Below are 16,665 nucleotides of genomic sequence, written 5' to 3'. Positions count from 1 at the left end.
CGGCCGTCCACCTGCTCCAAGCAGGATGGTCACCGGCGATGCGTTCGGCCACCGGCCGCGCCGGTGCGGACGGTGCTGCCAGCAGGCGCTACCCGAGGAGCCATTTCCTGACCAGTTCCAATACCTCCGCACGGCTGCCGCCGCCATGCTCGGCGGCGATGAAGTGGTTGCCGATCCGCAGGGAGACGGCGAGCATGCAGCGGATCTCGACATCGTTCTCGTCGGTACAGAAGGCGCCGAAGAGGGAACGCAGGTACGCCATCCGCCGGTTGTCGACACGGCGGAGCCGCCGTGCGACGGCTTCGTCGCGCCGTGCCCAGTCGCGGACCGCGAGGTCGGCGGCGGTGCCCGTCACCGGTCCCTGGCCGGCCGAGGCGATGAGGAACAGCCGCTCCAGTCTGGCCTTGGCATCTCCCCCATCGCGCTCCACCCGCTCGATGACGTCGTCCGTGACCGTACGCTCCCACGTGTCGAGCATTTCGGTGAGCAGCGCTTCTCGGTTGCCGAAGTACCCGTAGAAGCCGCCCTTGCTGACGGCGAGCGCCTGCGCCAGCGACTCGATCCGGACCGCATCCGGGCCGCCGGCGGCGAGCGCGCGCAGCCCCTCCTCGATCCACCTGTCGCGAGGTGTCCGGGTCACGCCCATGGTGTCTCCCCTCACGTCTCCCCGAGCCTTCCATACGGAGCCGTATATGCGGGGTGACTTCCGTCTATACGTAACCGTATAGCGAGGGTGAGCCCGAGCGGCGGCTCGGCGGCGGGGCGTCACAGCGCGCTGCCGTCCCGGCGTACGGGACCCCAGCTGCCGGGCTGGCGGGTGATGACGGCGTCCGCTTCGGCGATGACGCGATCATCGATCCAGCCCAGCGGCTCGACGCCCCGGACCAGCGGCTCGTTGTCGGGGCCGCGGCCCCTCTCCTGCCCCGTCAGGACCCAAGGGCGGGTCAGTGAGTCCTTGACACGGGGCAGGTGAGAGTAGTCGTACAGACGGCGGGCCACCCACACTCGCGCGGGACGGTCCTCCCACCACGCCTCAACGTCGAGCGGGCTGGCGGACAGCCCGGGCATCGCCGCGCCCGTCAGGTCGTCCATGCTCGAAACCCTTTTCAGATCGACCGACGGGCCGCGGGACCAGCGCACATACAGACTGCTGCGCTCGGTAACCAGCTCCGTGAGGGCGTCCAGGGTGGTGAAGACAGGCATGGCAGCTGTCGGGTCCATGGTCGAGCTCCTGTCGCAGCCTTCCGTCGGCCGGCCCGGGACAGCCGAAGGGCGTCTCAGCCGGTCGGCAGGGCGTGCATCCTGCGGGCGGCATCCGGCGCGCTCTCCCCCGCACCGGTGGGCTCGGCGCTGCCGGTCATGATGTCCCGCGCTTTGGTCACGGCGGGCTCTCCCTTCCTCGACGACTCCTCGACGACCTCCGGCACCCGCCACCGGCCGGTGACCGGCGCCCTGGCTGACGTGGCCCGGGTTCCCCTCCTCCACCAGCAGTAACGGACACAGTCGTCAGACCGGGGCCGAGAAGCCGAACCGTACGTCGGTGAGCTGTTCCGACACCTCCCACAGCCGGCGGCCGGTTTCCGCGTTCTCCGCTGCGGCGGACAGCCGCACCCGGGTGGGGGCGCCACGCAGTTCGGCCGGTCCGTCGGGGCCGATGAACTGGCCACCTGCCACGCTCGGCTCGGTCGCGGCGTAGAGCTGGGGCAGGGCGCCGCGGGCCGGAGGCTGGGCGAGCAGCGGGTTGCCGATGCGGCCCAGTAGCAGTTGCCACAGGCCGGTCGGAGTACCCCACTGGAGGTTGGTCGCGGTGTAGCCGGGGTGGGCGAGGACGCTGCGCACCGGGCTGCCGGCCGCGGTCAGCCGCCGGTGGAGTTCCCGCCCGAAGACGGCATTGGCGAGCTTCGAACGGTTGTAGGAGCCCATGGGCGAGTAGCGGCGTTCACCGCCGAGGTCGTCGAAGTCGAGGCGGGCCTTGCGGTGGTTGACCGAACTCACCGTCACCACCCGGGGATCACGGCCGGCGGCCAGCGGGCCGAGCAGCAGCCCCGAGAGCGCGAAGTGGCCCAGGTGGTTGCAGGCGAACTGCAGCTCGTGCCCCTGCGCGCTCAGCGAGCGGGGCGGCGCCATCACACCGGCGTTGTTGACGAGCACGTCCAGCCGCGGGTGATCGGTGCACAGCCGGTCGGCGAAGGCGCGGACGGAGTCGAGATCGGCCAGGTCGAGGCGGCGCACCTCGAGGCGGGCGTCCGGCTGCCCGGCGGTGATCTCCGCGACCGCCTGCCGCCCCTTCTCCTCATCCCGCACCGCGAGGACGACGTGCCCGCCCCGGCGGGCGAGCGCCCTCGTGGTCGCCAGGCCGAGGCCGCTGTTGGCGCCGGTGACGACGAAGATCCGCCCGGTCTGGTCCGGTATCTGCTCGATGGTCCAACGCTGTTCCGGTGTCATGCGGCACAGATTGCACTGGCTGACACTTGGTGTCAATCATGTCAGCTGGCGCCATGAAGGGCACCCGGCTACGATGGTCCGGTGAGTACCCGCCCAGAACTGAGCCTGGCCCAGCGCAAACGTCAGCTCGTCGCAGACGAACTGACCGAGGCTGCGCTGCAACTACTGGCGCTGAAAGGGTTCGACGCGGTCACCGTCGACGAAATCGTGGCCACCGCGGGCGTTTCCAAGCGGACGTTCTTCCGGTACTTCGCGTCCAAGGAGGACGTGGTCGTCCAGTTCCTTGCCGACATGGGCACCGACGTCCGGGCGGAGTTGGCGTCCCGCCCCGTGCCCGAACCGCCGTCCGTCGCACTGCGGCACGCTGTCTGGGTTCCCCTCGCCGCCTGCGCCGACCATTCCGAGCGGGCGCTGCGAGTGGTGCAGCTGATTCTGCGTACGCCCGCCCTGCACGCACGCTTTCTGGAGCGCCAGGCGCAGTGGCGCGACGATCTGGCGGCGGAGTTGGCACGCCGCCTGGACGTCGACCCGGAGGCGGAGCTCTACCCGCGCCTGGCCGCCGGGATGGCGCTGTCCGCCTTCGACGCCGTACTGCACCGGTGGAGCGGCAGCGACGGCGCCGAGGACCCGGCCGCACTGACCGACCGGGCCTTCGCCGTGATCGCCCCGGCCCTGGACGCCGTCGAGCGGCCGGCTCCCGCCGAGGGGTGACCTGACACGGAGAGGCGGCGCCGGGGAAGTGCCGGTGTTGTGGGGCCGGTTCAGGCGTCCGGGGTGGGCAGCGACGCGAGCCAGTCGGTCAGCAGTCGGTTGATGTCCTGGGGGCGCTCCTGCTGGATCCAGTGGCCGCAGTCTTCGAGGATGTGGGAGGAGTGCAGGCCCGGGAGAGTGGTCGGGTAGGCGTCGATGGCGTCGCGCAGCCAGGTGGTGGAGGCGTCCAGGCCGCCGCCTGCGAACAGCGACGGCTGGGTGAGGGCAGCGCCGTCGAAGTCGGCGAGCTCCTCCCAGTCCCGGTCCATGTTGCGGTAGCGGTTGAGGGCCCCGGTGAACCCCGTCCGCTCGAACTCCCCGGCGAAGAAGTCGAGATCCTCGTCGCTGAGCCAGCCAGGCAGCTGTCCGGTCGGGAACCGGTCGCGCATCAGGCCGCCCTGGGCGAGGAAATGCGGGTCCGGAGCACTCTTGGCCGGCATGGTGTCGGCGGACAGCGCCGCGTAGACGCCGGCGAGCCAGCCGCGGACATCGGGCTCGATCTCGGCCTCGGCACGGCCGGGCTGCTGGAAGTAGGAGACGTAGAACTCCTCGTCTCCGCCCACCCGGGCGAACACTTCGGTGGGCCGGGGGCCGCCACGCGGGCTGTAGGGGACGCTCAGCATCCCTACCGCGCGGAAGACGTCCGGACGGACGAGGGCGGAGTTCGCGGCGATGGGCGAGCCCCAGTCGTGCCCGACGATCACCGCGGTCCGCTCACCGAGGGCGTGCACGACCGCGACGTTGTCCTCCACAAGGTCGAGCATCCGGTACGCGGCCGTCTCCACGGGCTTCGAGGAGCGGCCGTAGCCCCGTACGTCGACGGCGACGGCGCGGTATCCGGCGGCTGCCAATGCGGGCAGTTGGTGGCGCCAGGAGTACCAGGACTCGGGGAAGCCGTGGACGAGCAGCACCAGTGGACCGCTGCCCTGCTCGACCAGATGGATCCGGCCGGCCGGCGAGGGGACCAGCCGGTGTGTGAGTTCCTGCGTCAGTTCCTTGGTCTGCGACGACATTTGCCCTCCGAAGCTGCTGAACTGCCGAGCACCGTGCCCGTTGCCGGGCCCATCGGCCGGTCGGCCCGGTCCGCGGCCCGGTAACGATCATGTGGCTCACCGTGCCCGGATGCCAGCCCTGTTGCCGGTCCGGCAAAAACCTGTGCGTCCGTCCGGCTGTCAGGACGGTACGGCTCGGGGTGAACACCGCCTCGATGCCGTACTCCTGGGCGAGCGTCGCCGAGGGGGTGACCGGCGCTGCGGGGCCGCTCAGCCTCCGGCGGTGGCGAGCTTCGCCGCGAAGCCGAAGAACAGGGCACTCGCCCCGGTGGTGAGTCCCGCCGACAGCCGCTTGCGGCGGCTGAACTGCGCCGACAGACAGGTGGCCCCGAGGATCAGTACGGAGACGTAGCAGACGCTGATCGACTGGTAGACCACCGCCAGCAACGCGAAGGACAGTGCCGGGTAGGGGTAGGCAGGGTCCACGAACTGCACGAAGAACGAGATGAAGAAGAGGATCGCCTTCGGGTTCAGCAACGTGACCAGCAGGGACCGGCGGAACGGGCGCTCCACCGCGACCGCTTCCGGCTGCCCGTCGGCGGCGGGTTCCTTCCGGGTGCGCCAGGTGCGCCACGCAGCGCGGAGCATACCGACGGCGATCCAGCCGAGGTAGCCGGCTCCGGCGAACTTCACCACCCCGAAAGCCACCGGATTGGCCTGGAGAAGCGAGGCGACACCCGCCGCAGCCAGCACCATGAGGGCCGTCTCACCGACGAAGACGCCGGCCCCGGCGCGGTAGCCCGTCCGCACGCCGCGCCGCGCTGCCACCGACAGCGTGTAGAGAGAGCTTGGCCCCGGCAGCAGAATGATCAGCAGCGTCCCCAGAGCGTACGTCGGTAGGTTCGCCACTCCCAGCATGGTGTCTCTCCACTCTCCGGCTGTCGTTCCGGCCGCCGGGCACCGCTGACCGGATCACCGTGCGGCCTCCGGTGTCTGACTGATCCGGGGCAGCCGAGGGAGGGATCACAACAGATGCTCAGCGGTGCCGCAACACCATTTGCAGGCCGCCGCGTGGGCGGTGGGCGACCGTCGGCCGAGGGCGCCAGGTCGCCGTAGCGGCGATGGAGAGGGAGGGCGGTTCAGCGCTGCAGCAGTCCGCGTTCCAGTGCGACGACCACCGCGTGGGTGCGGTCGCTGACGTCGAGCTTGGCGAACACCCGCAGCAGGTGAGTCTTGACGGTGGCCTCCGCGATGTGCAGCCGGCGGCCGATGGCGGCGTTGGACAACCCGTCGGCGGCGGCCGAGAGCACCTCCACTTCGCGGGAGGTGAGCGCGACGGCGGCCGGCCGCCGCATCCGGGCCACGAGGCGTTCGGCCACCCGGGGCGCCAGCACCGTCTCGCCCCGGTGTGCGGCGTGGATCGCGTCGACGAGCTGTTCCCGGGTGGTGTCCTTGAGGAGATAGCCCATGGCACCTGCCTCGACGGCGCGTTCGATCTCCTCGTCGGTGTCGTACGTGGTGAGGATCAGCACCCGGGTGGGAACGAACCCTGCGACCACGCGCGCTGTGAGGTGCACCCCGTCGAGGACCGGCATCCGCAGGTCGACGAGGGCGACGTCCGGCCGGAGGGAGCCCACCAATTCGAGCGCCTCGCCGCCGTCGCCCGCCTCGCCGACGACGGTGATCGAGGGCTCGGGGGCAAGCAGGGCCACGACTCCGGCCCGCATCACCGTGTGGTCGTCCACCACCAGGACCCGGACAGCATCCTCGCCGGTGCGCTCCGGCCGGGTCTGCTGCCCGCCGCTCATGCTGCGGCCCCCTCGGTGACGGGCAGCGCGGCCAGGATGCGGGTGCCTTCGCCGGGCGCGCTGGTGACGGTCAGTTCGCCGCCCAGCTCCGCCAGCCGTCTGTCCATACCGTCCAGTCCGAAGCCGCGGGCACGCTCCACGACGAAGCCCTTCCCGTCGTCCGTGATCTCCAACTCGACGCGGTCGGCGTCCCCGGTGAGCAGCAGGCCGACGGTGGAGGCCGCGGCGTGCTTGCGGATGTTGGCCAGCGATTCCTGGGTGCAGCGCAGCAGCGCGATCCGTGTCGGCTGGTCGCATGCGACGTCCTGGAGGTCCGCTTCGACGCGGATCCCGGTGTCCTGCGCGAACCGGTCCAGGGTTCTGCGCAGGGTCGCCGCCACCGAGCCGGGGGCAATGCCGCTGCGCGGTGCGGAGCCGACCAGGACGCGGGCTTCGGCCAGGTTCTCGCGGGCCGTCCGCTCGATCGACTCCAGCTGCCGCAGGCTCTCGCCGGGTGCCGCCGCCAGGTTGTCCCGTGCGGCCTCGGCCAGCACCACGATGGAGGCGAACCCCTGAGCGAGGGTGTCGTGGATCTCGCGGGCGAGCCGCTCCCGCTCCTCGGCGGCGCCCTGCCGTTGGTACGCCTCCGCCAACTGCCGCTGCGCACTGGCCAGTTCGACACCCAGCCGGTGGGCGCGCTCCTCACCCTGGGCCACCAGACGCCGCACCCACAGCCCCAGCCCGACGCCGGCCACGTACCCGAACGCGGTGATCACCAGGTCGCCGGTGAAGAACTCCGGGTTCCACTGCTCCCGCGGCAGGCCGGCGACGACGGACACGAGGGCGGCGGCACCGCTCCAGAGCATCGGGGCACGCGAGCCACGTGCATGGATCCAGAACAGCGGCAGCGACACCACGAACAGGGCCGCGCCGCCGCCGAGCACCGCTGACAGCACGGCCATCCCGGCGACCAGCGCGGCCAGAAACGTCCGTGGCCGCACCGTCGGGCGCTCCGCGCGGCTGCGCAGACCGGCGTAGCAGAGCCCGAGCACGGCCAGTACCGGCCAGGCGATCAGCCGCGTCGCGAGGGCGTCGTCGACCACGCCGATGGCGGGAGGCGCCAGCCCGAACAGCACCCAGGTGACGGAGTACCAGCGGTGGAACGTGGCGGCGGAAGCCCGTTCGCCGAGCTGGAGCCAGGGACGCATGAGCTCACCCTATGCGGGCCGGCTGCGGTTCAGGACGCGTGGCCGGGGGAGCCGGTGCCCGGCGCACAGGCCACCAGGAGCGCTCGCCCAACAGCAGCATCAGCGCGGGCAGTACCAGCAGCCGGATGACGAAGGCGTCCAGCAGCACGGCGACGGCGAGGCTGAACCCGATCTGTTTCATCTCGATCAGATGCAGCGCCGCAAAGCTCGCGAAGACCGTCACCATCACGACTGCCGCGCTGGTCACCACACCGGCGGAGCTGCGTACGCCCGCCATGACGGCCTGCTGGGTGGGCAGACCGCCCTGTGCCGCCTCCCGTATCCGGCTGATCACGAACACCTGGTAGTCCATGGAGAGGCCGAAGAGGATCACGAACAGGAACAGCGGCACCCGGGAGCCGATGGAGCCGGTGGAGGTGAAGTCCAGCAGCCCCTCCGCCCAGCGGTGCTGGAAGACGGCGACCAGCACACCGAGGGACGCCGCTGCCGAGAGCAGATTGAGTACGACCCCGACCAGGCCGAGGACCACCGAGCGGAACGCCCACACCGTCATCGCGAACGTCACCAGCAGCAGCGCACCGACGACCAGCGGCAGTTGCTGCTTCTGATGGGCGGGATAGTCGGCATGGCGGGCAACGTCACCGGTCACGGCGAGCTCCGCGCCGGGCAACGCGGTCGCCGCGTGCGGTACGTACCGCTCCCGGAGCCGTTCCAGCGAGGAGCGGGCCTCGGCGGTGCTCACATGGTGCGGAACGGGCAGTTCCAGCATGCTGATCCGGCCGTCGGGCGACACCCGGATCCGCGGCGTACCACCCGGAGCCGGGTCGGACTCGGCTTCCTCCGCCAGGCTGTGCAGCGCCCTGGCCACCTGGTCGGCGCGGTCGGCGTCGGCCCGCACCACGACCCGGTGGGTGGCCTTCAGTTCGGGGAACTCGGCGTTCAGCCGGTCGTAGGTACGCATCGCGGCGACGGAGCGGGGGTGGGTTTCGCGGCCCATGTCGGTCAGGTTGATGCCGGCCACGGGTGCCGCCAGTGCGAGCAGCACTGCCACGGCGAAGCCCAGGGTGGCGGCGGGCCGGCGTTCCACGAGCCGGAGCACCGTACCGGTGAGCCTGCCCTCCCGGGCACCGTCGCCGCCCGTGTTCGCCGGGTCGGTGCGGCGGCGTATGAGCCGCCGGGTGCCGCGTTCGGCACGCCGGGCCGCACGCCGCTCGGCGCGCTCCCCCATCACGGCGAGCAGGGCGGGCAGCACGGTCAGGGAGCTGATCACGGCCACGACGGTGACGACGATGGCGCCGGTCGCCAGCGAGGAGAAGATGACGTCGTCCGCCAGATAGAGCGTCGCGCTGGAGAGCGCGACGGCCAGCCCCGACCAGACCACGGCCCGCCCCGAAGTGGCCGCCGCGAGCTCGACCACGGCACGGGAGCTGAGTCTCCCGCCGGACCGGGCCCGCTCCTCCCGCTCCCGCTTGAGGTAGAAGAGCGTGTAGTCGACGCCGACGGCCAGCCCGATGAGCAGGATCACGTTGGTACCCACGCCCGCGTCGGGGAAGACGTGCGAGGCCAGCATCGACAGCCCCACGGCCGCGACGATGGATGTCAGCGCAAGCAGCAGCGGCACCAGTGCCATCGCCACCGAGCCGAACACCAGCAGCAGAGTGATCAGGGTGACCGGCAGCGCCACCTTCTCGGTGCGGGCGAGCTCGTCCGAGCGCAGCCCATCGACTCCCTTGCTGATGGACGAGCCGCCGGTCTGCTCGATCCGCAGGCCGGGGTGGTCCGCAGCCGACTTCCGTGTCTGCGCCAGCAGCGGGTCGACGTGCTTCTTGCCGTCGAGTTCGGAGCCCTTCAGGGTCACGTCCAGCCGCAGGGCTGCGCCGTTCGAGGCGCGTACCGGCGCGCTCACGGACCGGACTTCGGGGAGCTTCCTCATCCCCGCGGCGATCTCACGGGCGGCGGTGAGCGCTGCTGTGCCCGACAGCGAACGGCTCTTGTGCCCGCTGTGGTCTCGGCTCTTGTCTCCGCTGCTGTCTCTGCTCTTGTCTCCGCCCGGTTCCCGGGTGATCAGGACGTGTTCCACGGGCCGTTGCTGGAGTCCGCCCTGTGCGGCCATGGCCTCGGCGCGGCCCGCCTCGCCGATGCGGTAGTCCTCGGTGGTGGCGGCGTGGGTCCCCGCGGAGATCCCCGCGCCGAGACACAGCGCGACGAAGAGGAACCACCCCACGATGCCCTTCCAGGGGTGCGCCGCACTCCGGCGTGCCGTGCGTACAACAAGTTCGGTCATGGGAAACATGCTGGTCGCGCGCGGGTCGGCGGCGACAGCATCGCCAGGTTGAACCTGCCGTCAACCGGTCGGTGGACCCCCACGGTTCCCTTGGGTACACCCACGGCCACGGCCGGGGGCGCCGCATGACATCGGGACGTCAGCGGGGTGTGCCGGAGCCGGTGAGCGCCGCGATCACCCGGTCGAGCTGTGCGGACGGATCCGGGGCGCCCGGCCAGCTGGTCATCAGAAGGTGGTGGGCGGTGCCGACCAGGACGAGGGCGAGGGCCTCGGGGTCCGCATCGGCGGCCAGGCGCTCCAGGCGCTGCTCGGCGGTCAGATAGGCGGCAACTGACTCCTGGACGGCGGCGAATCCCGGGGCTCCGGCGGCCATCGCGTCGCGGAAGCGGGCGGAGGCGCCGGGGCGGGTGAGGGCGATGCCTGCCATGGTCGGGCCGGCGGAGGTGAGCAGCGCTGTCGTGACGGTGGCGAGGTTCGCGGCGACCGTCTCCTGACCGGCCCGGCGCGGCAGTTCGGCGGCGAGCGCGGCGGTCCGCGCGAAACGGTCCAGGACGAGTTGGGCGACGAACTCGTCCAGCCCACCCGCGAAATGGGTGTGCAGCATCCCCTTGGCACAGCCCGCCTCATCGGTGACGGCCCTGCTCGTCAGCGCGCCGGAACCGTCACGGGCGACAACACGTTCCGCTGCGGCGAAAAGACGTTCACGGATATCGGGGACGGCCACACCACGAGGGGACATCAGGGACCTTTCGGACTAGGACAGTATGGCGGGTGGACAGTTTGGGCACGCGCCCATACATTCTTTGGGCATACGCCCATACTAGGCCGGGAAAGCCGAGGTTCGTCATGCAGCAGAGCGCCAACGCCGAGCAGGAGCAGGCATGGAATGGTTACGAGGGCGACCACTGGGCCCGTAACCAGGACCGCTGGGACGCCGTCAACGAGGGGTTCAACCAGCCACTGCTCGCGGCCGCCGACATCGCGCCCGGCGATGCCGTGCTGGACATCGGCTGCGGCGCGGGCGCCACCACCCGGCTCGCCGCCCGCCGTGCCACCGACGGACACGCCACCGGCGTCGACCTCTCCGGGCCGCAACTGGAGCGCGCCCGCGCCACCACACGCGCGGAACACCTCGACAACGTGACGTTCGAACAGGGCGACGCCCAGGTGCACCCCCTTGCCGGCCGCGACTTCGATGTGGCGATCAGCCGCTACGGCGTGATGTTCTTCGCGGACCCCGTAGCTGCCTTCACCAACATCGCCCGCGGCCTGCGCACCGAGGGCCGGCTCGCCTTCATCTGCGCGGCCGGCGCCGAGGGCAACGAATGGCTCCAGACTCTCGCCGAGTTGCGCGACCATCTGCCGGTCGGCGGCTTCGGGGCGACCGGCGGGCCGGGCATGTTCTCCCTCGCCGACCCCGCGCGGGTGCGCGAGGTCCTCACGGCGGCCGGCTTCACGGACATCGCCGTCCGCCACACCGAAGCGGACGGAAGGTGGGGGCAGGGAGCACAGGACGCGGCCGACTTCCTGTTCGACTCGGGGCCCGGCCGCCACCTGCTGACGCAGGTGGACCGGGAGACCGGCGCCCGGGCCCGGCGAGAGCTGACCGAACTGCTGCGCAGCCACGAGGACGCCGAGGGCACGGTACGACTGCGCAGCTCCGCCTGGCTGGTCACCGCCGTGCGCCGGTGACGGGTTACGACGACGGAGTGACACGTAGGAAATTTCCTACGTATAGTGCTCGCATGAACATCACGCACGCCAGGACCGTCACCGTGCCCGTCTCCGACCAGGACCGGGCGAAGGACTTCTACGTCTCCACGCTCGGCTTCGAGGTCCTCGTCGACCAGCAGATGGGCCCGGTCCGCTGGCTCCAGGTCGCCCCGCGCGGAGCCGCGACCAGCTTCACGCTCGCCTCCGCCGAGCAGGGCTTCACCCCCGGCAGCGCGAGCGGCATCATCCTCGAGACGTCCGACCTCGATGCCGACTGCGCCGGACTCGCGCAGGCCGGTGCCGCGATCGAGGGCCCGAACGAGCTGCCCTGGGGCCGCCAGGCCACCCTCGCGGATCCCGACGGCAACCGCTTCGTGCTCTCCGCACCGGCCCCGTCGGGAACCCGGGCCTGAACCGATGCCCACCACCGGGACACAGGAGGAGAAGGTCTTCGCAGCGCTGGCCAGCCCGGTGCGGCGCGAGGTGCTCGGACTGCTGCGGGACAACGGCCCGCAGCCCGTCACCGAGCTCGCCGCGCACTTCGCCATGGCGCGCCCGAGCTTCTCGGAACACCTGCGGGTGCTCCGGGAGGCCGGGCTGGTCAGCGAGACCAGATCGGGCCGACAGCGGCTCTACCGGCTGGAAGCAGCCGCCTTGTACGAGGTGCAGGAGTGGCTGAACCCGTTCGAACGGTTCTGGCGCGAGAAGCTGAGCAACCTGCGCGACCTGCTCGACACCCTTGAGGACGATGAGGCGTGACCGATGACGAGTCAGCCCGTAACGGCATGAGCAGCCCCGACGACACGGCCGACGAGGAAATGGCCGACGACGATGCGACCGCCGTCCGGGTCGACCAGTTCCTGGCGCATCCACCGGCCAAGGTGTGGCGCGCGCTGACCGAACCGGACCTGATCGCGCAGTGGCTCATGCCCTGCGACTTCCGTCTCGAGGTCGGCCACCGGTACACCATGCAGGCCCGGGCCATGCCCGCCACCGGGTTCTCCGGCACCGTCCAGGCCGAGGTACTCGCTTTCGAGCCCGAGAGCATGCTGCGGATCGGCTGGCGCGATGCCGACCCCGCCAGCCGGAGCGGCGCGGACTGGACCATCACCTGGACCTTGCAGCCGGAAGGCCGCGGAACCCGGCTCTTCCTCGTCCACGACGGCTTCGACCCCGACAATCCGCTCCAGCAGCGCGCCCGCGATGTGATGGGCGGCGGTTGGGTCTCGGTGGTCGGGCGCCGCCTGGACGAAGTCCTCCGCCGCATGCCACCGCGCTGACCAGCGCATACGCGGCCCCGTGGAGAACCGCCCACGTAGCTCCCCCACGTACCGAACAACTGGAGCCCTCATGTCCGATACCGCAGACCGCTACGCACAGCTCGCCGACGCTTTCCTGGCCCGCGTCCGGGCAGTCCCCGCGGACCGCTGGGATGCGAAGAGCCCGTGCCAGGGCTGGACCGCCCGCGATGTGGTCGCACACGTCATCAACGGGCACCGCGGCATCCTCGCCGCGGTGCACGGCACTTCCCCGTCCCCGGCGCACGGTGTCGCCGTCTCCCCGATGGCGGAGGCGCCCGCCGTGGAGCCGGGCGCCGATCTGGCAGCCGCGTTCCTCGACTGCCGTACCGACATGCTCGCGATGCTCCGTGACCCCGCGTCGGCGGCCCGGCCGCTGCCCGGCGGTCCGCTCGGACCGGTCCCCGTGGAGCAGGCCGTCGATGTGATCGGCTCCCTCGAACTGCTGGGCCACACCTGGGACCTGGCCCGCGCCACCGGAGGCGACGAGATACTCGACCAGGACGCCGTCACCCGCACCCACCAGGCGCTGCTCCCCCACCATGCGGAACTCCTGGCGACCGGCGCCTTCGACGAGAGCGTCCCGGCACCCGCGGATACCGATGTACAGACCGCGTTCCTGTGCTTCATCGGCCGCCGACCCTGACCGGGCCGTGCACGACGCACTGGTCGAGACGATCGGGATACCGTCCGACGACCGGTTCCAGGTCCTCGTCGGCCACGACGGCACCAACAGCACGCTGCGCTACGGCGATTACCTCGGTGTGCACCGCGACGACGGCATCGTCTTCGTCGCGATCACCATGCGATCGGGGCGGACGCCCGCGCAGAAGCAGGCGCGGCGGTCAAGCTCCCGCGGAGCGGGTTCCGACGGCGGGCAGGAGGCGCAGCTTCTCGTCGCTCTCCGAACCAGGCGTGGCCGTGTAGACGAGGAGTGTCTGCGCCTGGTCCGGGTCCAGAAGAACCTGGCAGTGCACCTCGATCTCGCCCAGCTCCGGGTGGCGGAACCGCTTCGGCTCCACCCGTGGCACACCGACCTCGTGGGCACTCCACCATTCGGCGAACTCCTCACTGGCCTCCAACAGCCGTTCCACGAGCGCTTCGGCCCGACTGCCCTTGCCCTGCCGGGAGTAGGCGGCACGCAGCTCCGCGGTGAAGAACCTGCTGTGCCGCGGGTGGTCCTCCTCCGGATAGATCAGCCGGGTGGCGGGGTCGGTGAACCAACGGTGGTACAAACTGCGGTCCACTCCCGTGAAGCGGGACTCGTCGCCGACCAGAGCGGTGGCCGGCGGTGTCTGCCACAGCGTCTCGGCCAGATCGTTGACGACCTGCGCCGGGGTGTCGTCGAGACGGCCCAGGATCCGCATCAGTCCGGGCGCGATGTGGTCCGAACCCAGCCGCGGGGGTGCGTTGTGCCCGGCGATGCGGAACAGGTGGTCGCGTTCGGCGAGCGACAGGTGGAGACCGCGGGCGATGGCCGCCAGCATCGGTGCGGACGGCTGCGGGCCGCGCTGCTGCTCCAGCCGGCTGTAGTAGTCGGTCGACATGCCGCTCAGTGCCGCCGCCTCCTCGCGCCGCAGCCCCCTGGTCCGTCGGCGCGGCCCGCGGGGCAGGCCCACGTCCTCCGGCTGGAGAGCCTCCCGGCGAGTGCGCAGGAAGTCCGCGAGTTGCGCTCTGTCCACGGTCCGATGCTCCCTGTTCCTTCGCTCCCGTTCCGGTTGTTCCCGGCCGGGTCGCCGCCTTCCGGTTGCTGTGCTCAGCCGCTTCTACAGCAGCATGCCGCCCGACGCCTCGACGCGCTGCCCGGTGATCCAGGCACTGCCCTCGGCGAGCAGCGCCGCGGCGGCGGCACCGATGTCGTCCGGCTCCCCGACCCTGCCCATCGCGGTGACCGAGCCGATGGAGGTCCTGAACTCCGCGCTGTCTCGGACGTGCCCGCCACCGAAGTCGGTCGCGGTGGCACCCGGCGCGAGGACGTTGACGGAGATACCGCGCGGCCCCAGCTCCTTGGCGAGATAGCGGGTGAGGACCTCGACGGCGCCCTTGGCAGCAGCGTATGCCGAGGTCTGAGCGGCGATGAAACGGGTCAGGCCGGTGGAGACGTTGAGGATCCGGCCGCCGTCCCTGAGCAGCGGCAGCAGCGCCTGGGTGAGGAAGAAGACGCCCTTGACGTGGACGTTCATCAGCCCGTCGAAGTCCTCTTCGGTGGTGTCCACGAACGGCTTCTGGTTGCCGTGACCGGCGTTGTTGACGAGGAGGTCGAAGTTCTCGCGGTCCCAGTGCTCCTTGAGCAGACTACGCACGGTGTCGGCGAACGCCGGAAAGGCGGCGGTGTCCGCGGCGTCAAGCGGCAGTGCGACCGCCGTCCGGCCCATAGCGCGGATCTGCGCCACGACGGCCTCGGCCTCCTCTCCGTGCGAGCGGTATGTGAGCAGCAGATCGGTGCCCGCCTCCGCGAGGTGCAGCGCCGTGCTGCGCCCGAGTCCGCGGTTGGCACCGGTGATGAGGGCGATGCGGGTCATGCCGGGTGCTCCGTCCAGTGGTGATGCGGTGCTGAATACCTACAGCTCAACCGTGCCGTCGCCGCGGAACGGGAGGAAGGCAGCAGCTGTCCAGGGATCGCCGGTCCCCCTTTTGCGGCGCACGGCCGAGGACAGCAGCGCCGCCGCACGGAGCGCACCACCGGGGGTGGGAGAGGGAGAGGGAGAACGACATGACCGGCGCGCGCGGTTGGAGAAGGGCCACAACCAGGCAGCCGGTACCGAGCCGCCGAGAGCGACGGCTGGAGTCGGCCGTGCGTGAGCACTGAGGGCCTGCCAGGGCGGAGCACTCGGCCCGGCAGGCCCCCGGACGAACCGACCGGTCAGTCGGTGGCAGGCGCCGGGCGCAGCACCACCGGCAGGGTCTGGTGACCGTTGCTGATCAGCGAGGGCACGGGACGCAACTCCTCTGCGGGAACCCCCAGTTGCGCGTCGGGGAAGCGTGCGAAGAACTTCTCGAGCGCCGTGGTGCCTTCCAGCCGCGCGAGCGGCGCGCCGAGGCAGAAGTGGACGCCGTGCCCGAAGGCGAGGTGTTCCGGACCGGGCGCGGAGCGCGTCAGGTCGAACGTGTCGGCAGTCTCACCGTGCCAGTCGGGGTGCCGGTTGGCCGCCGCGTACGAGGCGAGGATCGGCTCCCCCTTGGCGATGACCTGTCCGTCCGGCAGAGCGATGTCGCGCACCGCGAAGCGCAGGGGCAGGTGCTTGACGGCCGGTTCGAACCGCAGCGTCTCCTCGACCACGTCGGCCCAGCCGGCCTTCCCCTCCCGCACCAGCGCAAGCTGCTCGGGGTGGGTCAGCAGCACCGTGATGGCCTGGTCGAGAAGGTTGACAGTGGTCTCGTAGCCCGCACTGATCATCAGCAGCAGCGTGTCCCGCAGTTCGGCCTCCGAGAGCGTGGAGCCGTCTCCCTCCTCGTCCCGGGTGTCGATGAGAAGTGAGGTCATGTCCTCGCCAGGCCGTTCCCGCTTCTCGGCTATGAGGGCGTCGAGCGTCGCGTACAGGCTGGCGGTGTTGGCGGCGGCCTCTTCCGGAGTGAGGGTCGTGGCGAAGACGTTGTCGACCAGCTCGCGGAAGCCCTCACGGCGCTCCTCCGGCACCCCCATGAGGTGGCAGATGACCTGGATCGGCAGCGGATAGGCGAACAGCTCACGGATGTCCGCCGCCTCCCCGTCCGGCGTGCGCTCCAGCACGTCCAGCAGGTCGTCGACGATGAGTTCGACGCGCTCCCCCAGCGCGGCGACGCGCCGGGCGCTGAAGGACGGGGCCACCATGCGGCGGAGCCTGCGGTGGTCGCTGCCGTAAGAGGTGAACATGTTCTCCACGGCGACCCACAGCGCCAACGGCCAGCTGGCGACCGTCTCGGCGAACTGAGGCCAGTGCTGCCGTGCGTCCTTGGAGACGTCCGGGCCGGTCAGCAGCTTCTTGAGGAGAACGGGGTCGCTGACCGACCAGGCAGTGACACCGAGGATGTCCACCTTGGTCGCCGGACCCCGCTCGCGCAGTGCCTTGTGTTCACCGTGCGGGTCGCTGCCGGTGGGGTCGAGAATCAAAGGCTCGGAAACAGACACGGTGAGTCGCAATCTCCGTTCGGGGCGGGGAGTTGACGCGGTGACGACTGCCACAGTACGAGCCGATCAAGCGTCCGTGT

The 16,665-nt window shown here is 71.0% G+C and carries 18 protein-coding genes and 1 pseudogene; 7 read left to right on the top strand and 12 right to left on the bottom strand.

Annotated features, from left to right (window positions below):
* Positions 1-88: 88 nt before the first annotated feature.
* From ACTWP9_RS10255 to ACTWP9_RS10245, 3 genes are all read right to left on the bottom strand, one after another.
* Positions 89-646 carry a TetR/AcrR family transcriptional regulator gene (locus tag ACTWP9_RS10255; protein WP_443245727.1) on the bottom strand — a complete coding sequence of 186 codons (558 nt, stop codon included), beginning with the start codon at positions 644-646 and terminating at the stop codon, positions 89-91.
* 119 nt (positions 647-765) lie between these two features.
* Positions 766-1,221: a DUF6098 family protein gene (locus ACTWP9_RS10250; RefSeq protein ID WP_443245726.1), complete on the bottom strand. Its 456-nt coding sequence runs from the start codon at positions 1,219-1,221 to the stop codon at positions 766-768.
* 285 nt (positions 1,222-1,506) lie between these two features.
* Positions 1,507-2,445 (bottom strand): oxidoreductase, encoded by a 939-nt coding sequence (locus tag ACTWP9_RS10245; protein ID WP_443245725.1) that lies wholly within the window; start codon positions 2,443-2,445, stop codon positions 1,507-1,509.
* Positions 2,446-2,526: 81 nt separating this feature from the next.
* Here ACTWP9_RS10245 and ACTWP9_RS10240 point away from each other — a divergent pair, with 81 nt between their 5' ends.
* Entirely contained in the window at positions 2,527-3,156 is a 630-nt protein-coding gene (locus ACTWP9_RS10240; RefSeq protein ID WP_443245724.1) for a TetR family transcriptional regulator, read from the top strand.
* A gap of 50 nt (positions 3,157-3,206) precedes the next feature.
* On the opposite strand, the gene ACTWP9_RS10235 is transcribed toward ACTWP9_RS10240, so the two are convergent.
* From ACTWP9_RS10235 to ACTWP9_RS10210, 6 genes are all read right to left on the bottom strand, one after another.
* Entirely contained in the window at positions 3,207-4,208 is a 1,002-nt protein-coding gene (locus tag ACTWP9_RS10235) for an alpha/beta fold hydrolase (RefSeq protein ID WP_443245723.1), read from the bottom strand.
* A gap of 249 nt (positions 4,209-4,457) precedes the next feature.
* Positions 4,458-5,105, bottom strand: coding sequence for a leucine efflux protein LeuE (leuE, locus tag ACTWP9_RS10230; protein ID WP_443245722.1), 648 nt, complete (start codon positions 5,103-5,105; stop codon positions 4,458-4,460).
* 221 nt (positions 5,106-5,326) lie between these two features.
* Positions 5,327-5,995: a response regulator gene (locus tag ACTWP9_RS10225; protein WP_443245721.1), complete on the bottom strand. Its 669-nt coding sequence runs from the start codon at positions 5,993-5,995 to the stop codon at positions 5,327-5,329.
* The gene (locus ACTWP9_RS10220; RefSeq protein ID WP_443245720.1) at positions 5,992-7,182 is read right to left on the bottom strand and encodes a histidine kinase; all 1,191 of its coding nucleotides are present in this window, start codon (positions 7,180-7,182) and stop codon (positions 5,992-5,994) included. The genes ACTWP9_RS10225 and ACTWP9_RS10220 overlap by 4 nt, the downstream gene beginning before the upstream one ends.
* 4 nt (positions 7,183-7,186) lie before the next feature.
* Positions 7,187-9,466, bottom strand: coding sequence for an MMPL family transporter (locus tag ACTWP9_RS10215; protein WP_443245719.1), 2,280 nt, complete (start codon positions 9,464-9,466; stop codon positions 7,187-7,189).
* Positions 9,467-9,605: 139 nt separating this feature from the next.
* A complete protein-coding gene (locus ACTWP9_RS10210; RefSeq protein WP_443245718.1) occupies positions 9,606-10,205 on the bottom strand; it encodes a TetR/AcrR family transcriptional regulator in 600 nt (199 codons plus the stop codon).
* 107 nt (positions 10,206-10,312) lie between these two features.
* Here ACTWP9_RS10210 and ACTWP9_RS10205 point away from each other — a divergent pair, with 107 nt between their 5' ends.
* From ACTWP9_RS10205 to ACTWP9_RS10180, 6 genes and pseudogenes are all read left to right on the top strand, one after another.
* Positions 10,313-11,158, top strand: a complete 846-nt coding sequence (locus ACTWP9_RS10205) for a class I SAM-dependent methyltransferase (RefSeq protein ID WP_443245717.1) — start codon at positions 10,313-10,315, stop codon at positions 11,156-11,158.
* 53 nt (positions 11,159-11,211) lie between these two features.
* Positions 11,212-11,592, top strand: coding sequence for a VOC family protein (locus tag ACTWP9_RS10200; protein ID WP_443245716.1), 381 nt, complete (start codon positions 11,212-11,214; stop codon positions 11,590-11,592).
* Positions 11,593-11,596: 4 nt separating this feature from the next.
* Positions 11,597-11,938, top strand: coding sequence for an ArsR/SmtB family transcription factor (locus ACTWP9_RS10195; protein ID WP_443245715.1), 342 nt, complete (start codon positions 11,597-11,599; stop codon positions 11,936-11,938).
* A gap of 26 nt (positions 11,939-11,964) precedes the next feature.
* Complete coding sequence (locus tag ACTWP9_RS10190) at positions 11,965-12,459, top strand: SRPBCC family protein (RefSeq protein ID WP_443245948.1); 495 nt, start codon at positions 11,965-11,967, stop codon at positions 12,457-12,459.
* A gap of 70 nt (positions 12,460-12,529) precedes the next feature.
* Complete coding sequence (locus ACTWP9_RS10185; protein ID WP_443245714.1) at positions 12,530-13,123, top strand: TIGR03086 family metal-binding protein; 594 nt, start codon at positions 12,530-12,532, stop codon at positions 13,121-13,123.
* Positions 13,080-13,316: pseudogene (locus ACTWP9_RS10180) on the top strand (tautomerase family protein); the annotation flags it as partial. The gene ACTWP9_RS10185 and the pseudogene ACTWP9_RS10180, both read left to right, overlap by 44 nt.
* A gap of 6 nt (positions 13,317-13,322) precedes the next feature.
* Here ACTWP9_RS10180 and ACTWP9_RS10175 read toward each other — a convergent pair.
* The 3 genes from ACTWP9_RS10175 to ACTWP9_RS10165 all read right to left on the bottom strand — a co-directional run bounded on the left by ACTWP9_RS10175 (position 13,323) and on the right by ACTWP9_RS10165 (position 16,585).
* Entirely contained in the window at positions 13,323-14,159 is an 837-nt protein-coding gene (locus ACTWP9_RS10175; RefSeq protein WP_443245713.1) for a helix-turn-helix transcriptional regulator, read from the bottom strand.
* Positions 14,160-14,243: 84 nt separating this feature from the next.
* Positions 14,244-14,999, bottom strand: coding sequence for an SDR family NAD(P)-dependent oxidoreductase (locus tag ACTWP9_RS10170; RefSeq protein WP_443245712.1), 756 nt, complete (start codon positions 14,997-14,999; stop codon positions 14,244-14,246).
* Positions 15,000-15,340: 341 nt separating this feature from the next.
* A complete protein-coding gene (locus tag ACTWP9_RS10165) occupies positions 15,341-16,585 on the bottom strand; it encodes a cytochrome P450 family protein (RefSeq protein WP_443245711.1) in 1,245 nt (414 codons plus the stop codon).
* Positions 16,586-16,665 lie beyond the last annotated feature (80 nt).

The sequence above is a fragment of the Streptomyces sp. 3N207 genome (assembly GCF_052246355.1).
In the GTDB taxonomy this organism is placed as follows: domain Bacteria; phylum Actinomycetota; class Actinomycetes; order Streptomycetales; family Streptomycetaceae; genus Streptomyces.
Note: the sequence above shows the minus strand (reverse complement) of the source record. Positions and strands in the feature narration are given on the sequence as shown.

Bases quoted from the DNA above. Each gene is read 5' to 3' on its own strand.
- ACTWP9_RS10255 (WP_443245727.1), bottom strand. From the start codon at position 646: ATGGGCGTGACCCGGACACCTCGCGACAGGTGGATCGAGGAGGGGCTG.
- ACTWP9_RS10250 (WP_443245726.1), bottom strand. From the start codon at position 1,221: ATGGACCCGACAGCTGCCATGCCTGTCTTCACCACCCTGGACGCCCTC.
- ACTWP9_RS10245 (WP_443245725.1), bottom strand. From the start codon at position 2,445: ATGACACCGGAACAGCGTTGGACCATCGAGCAGATACCGGACCAGACC.
- ACTWP9_RS10235 (WP_443245723.1), bottom strand. From the start codon at position 4,208: ATGTCGTCGCAGACCAAGGAACTGACGCAGGAACTCACACACCGGCTG.
- leuE (WP_443245722.1), bottom strand. From the start codon at position 5,105: ATGCTGGGAGTGGCGAACCTACCGACGTACGCTCTGGGGACGCTGCTG.
- ACTWP9_RS10225 (WP_443245721.1), bottom strand. From the start codon at position 5,995: ATGAGCGGCGGGCAGCAGACCCGGCCGGAGCGCACCGGCGAGGATGCT.
- ACTWP9_RS10220 (WP_443245720.1), bottom strand. From the start codon at position 7,182: ATGCGTCCCTGGCTCCAGCTCGGCGAACGGGCTTCCGCCGCCACGTTC.
- ACTWP9_RS10215 (WP_443245719.1), bottom strand. From the start codon at position 9,466: ATGACCGAACTTGTTGTACGCACGGCACGCCGGAGTGCGGCGCACCCC.
- ACTWP9_RS10210 (WP_443245718.1), bottom strand. From the start codon at position 10,205: ATGTCCCCTCGTGGTGTGGCCGTCCCCGATATCCGTGAACGTCTTTTC.
- ACTWP9_RS10205 (WP_443245717.1), top strand. From the start codon at position 10,313: ATGCAGCAGAGCGCCAACGCCGAGCAGGAGCAGGCATGGAATGGTTAC.
- ACTWP9_RS10200 (WP_443245716.1), top strand. From the start codon at position 11,212: ATGAACATCACGCACGCCAGGACCGTCACCGTGCCCGTCTCCGACCAG.
- ACTWP9_RS10195 (WP_443245715.1), top strand. From the start codon at position 11,597: ATGCCCACCACCGGGACACAGGAGGAGAAGGTCTTCGCAGCGCTGGCC.
- ACTWP9_RS10190 (WP_443245948.1), top strand. From the start codon at position 11,965: ATGAGCAGCCCCGACGACACGGCCGACGAGGAAATGGCCGACGACGAT.
- ACTWP9_RS10185 (WP_443245714.1), top strand. From the start codon at position 12,530: ATGTCCGATACCGCAGACCGCTACGCACAGCTCGCCGACGCTTTCCTG.
- ACTWP9_RS10170 (WP_443245712.1), bottom strand. From the start codon at position 14,999: ATGACCCGCATCGCCCTCATCACCGGTGCCAACCGCGGACTCGGGCGC.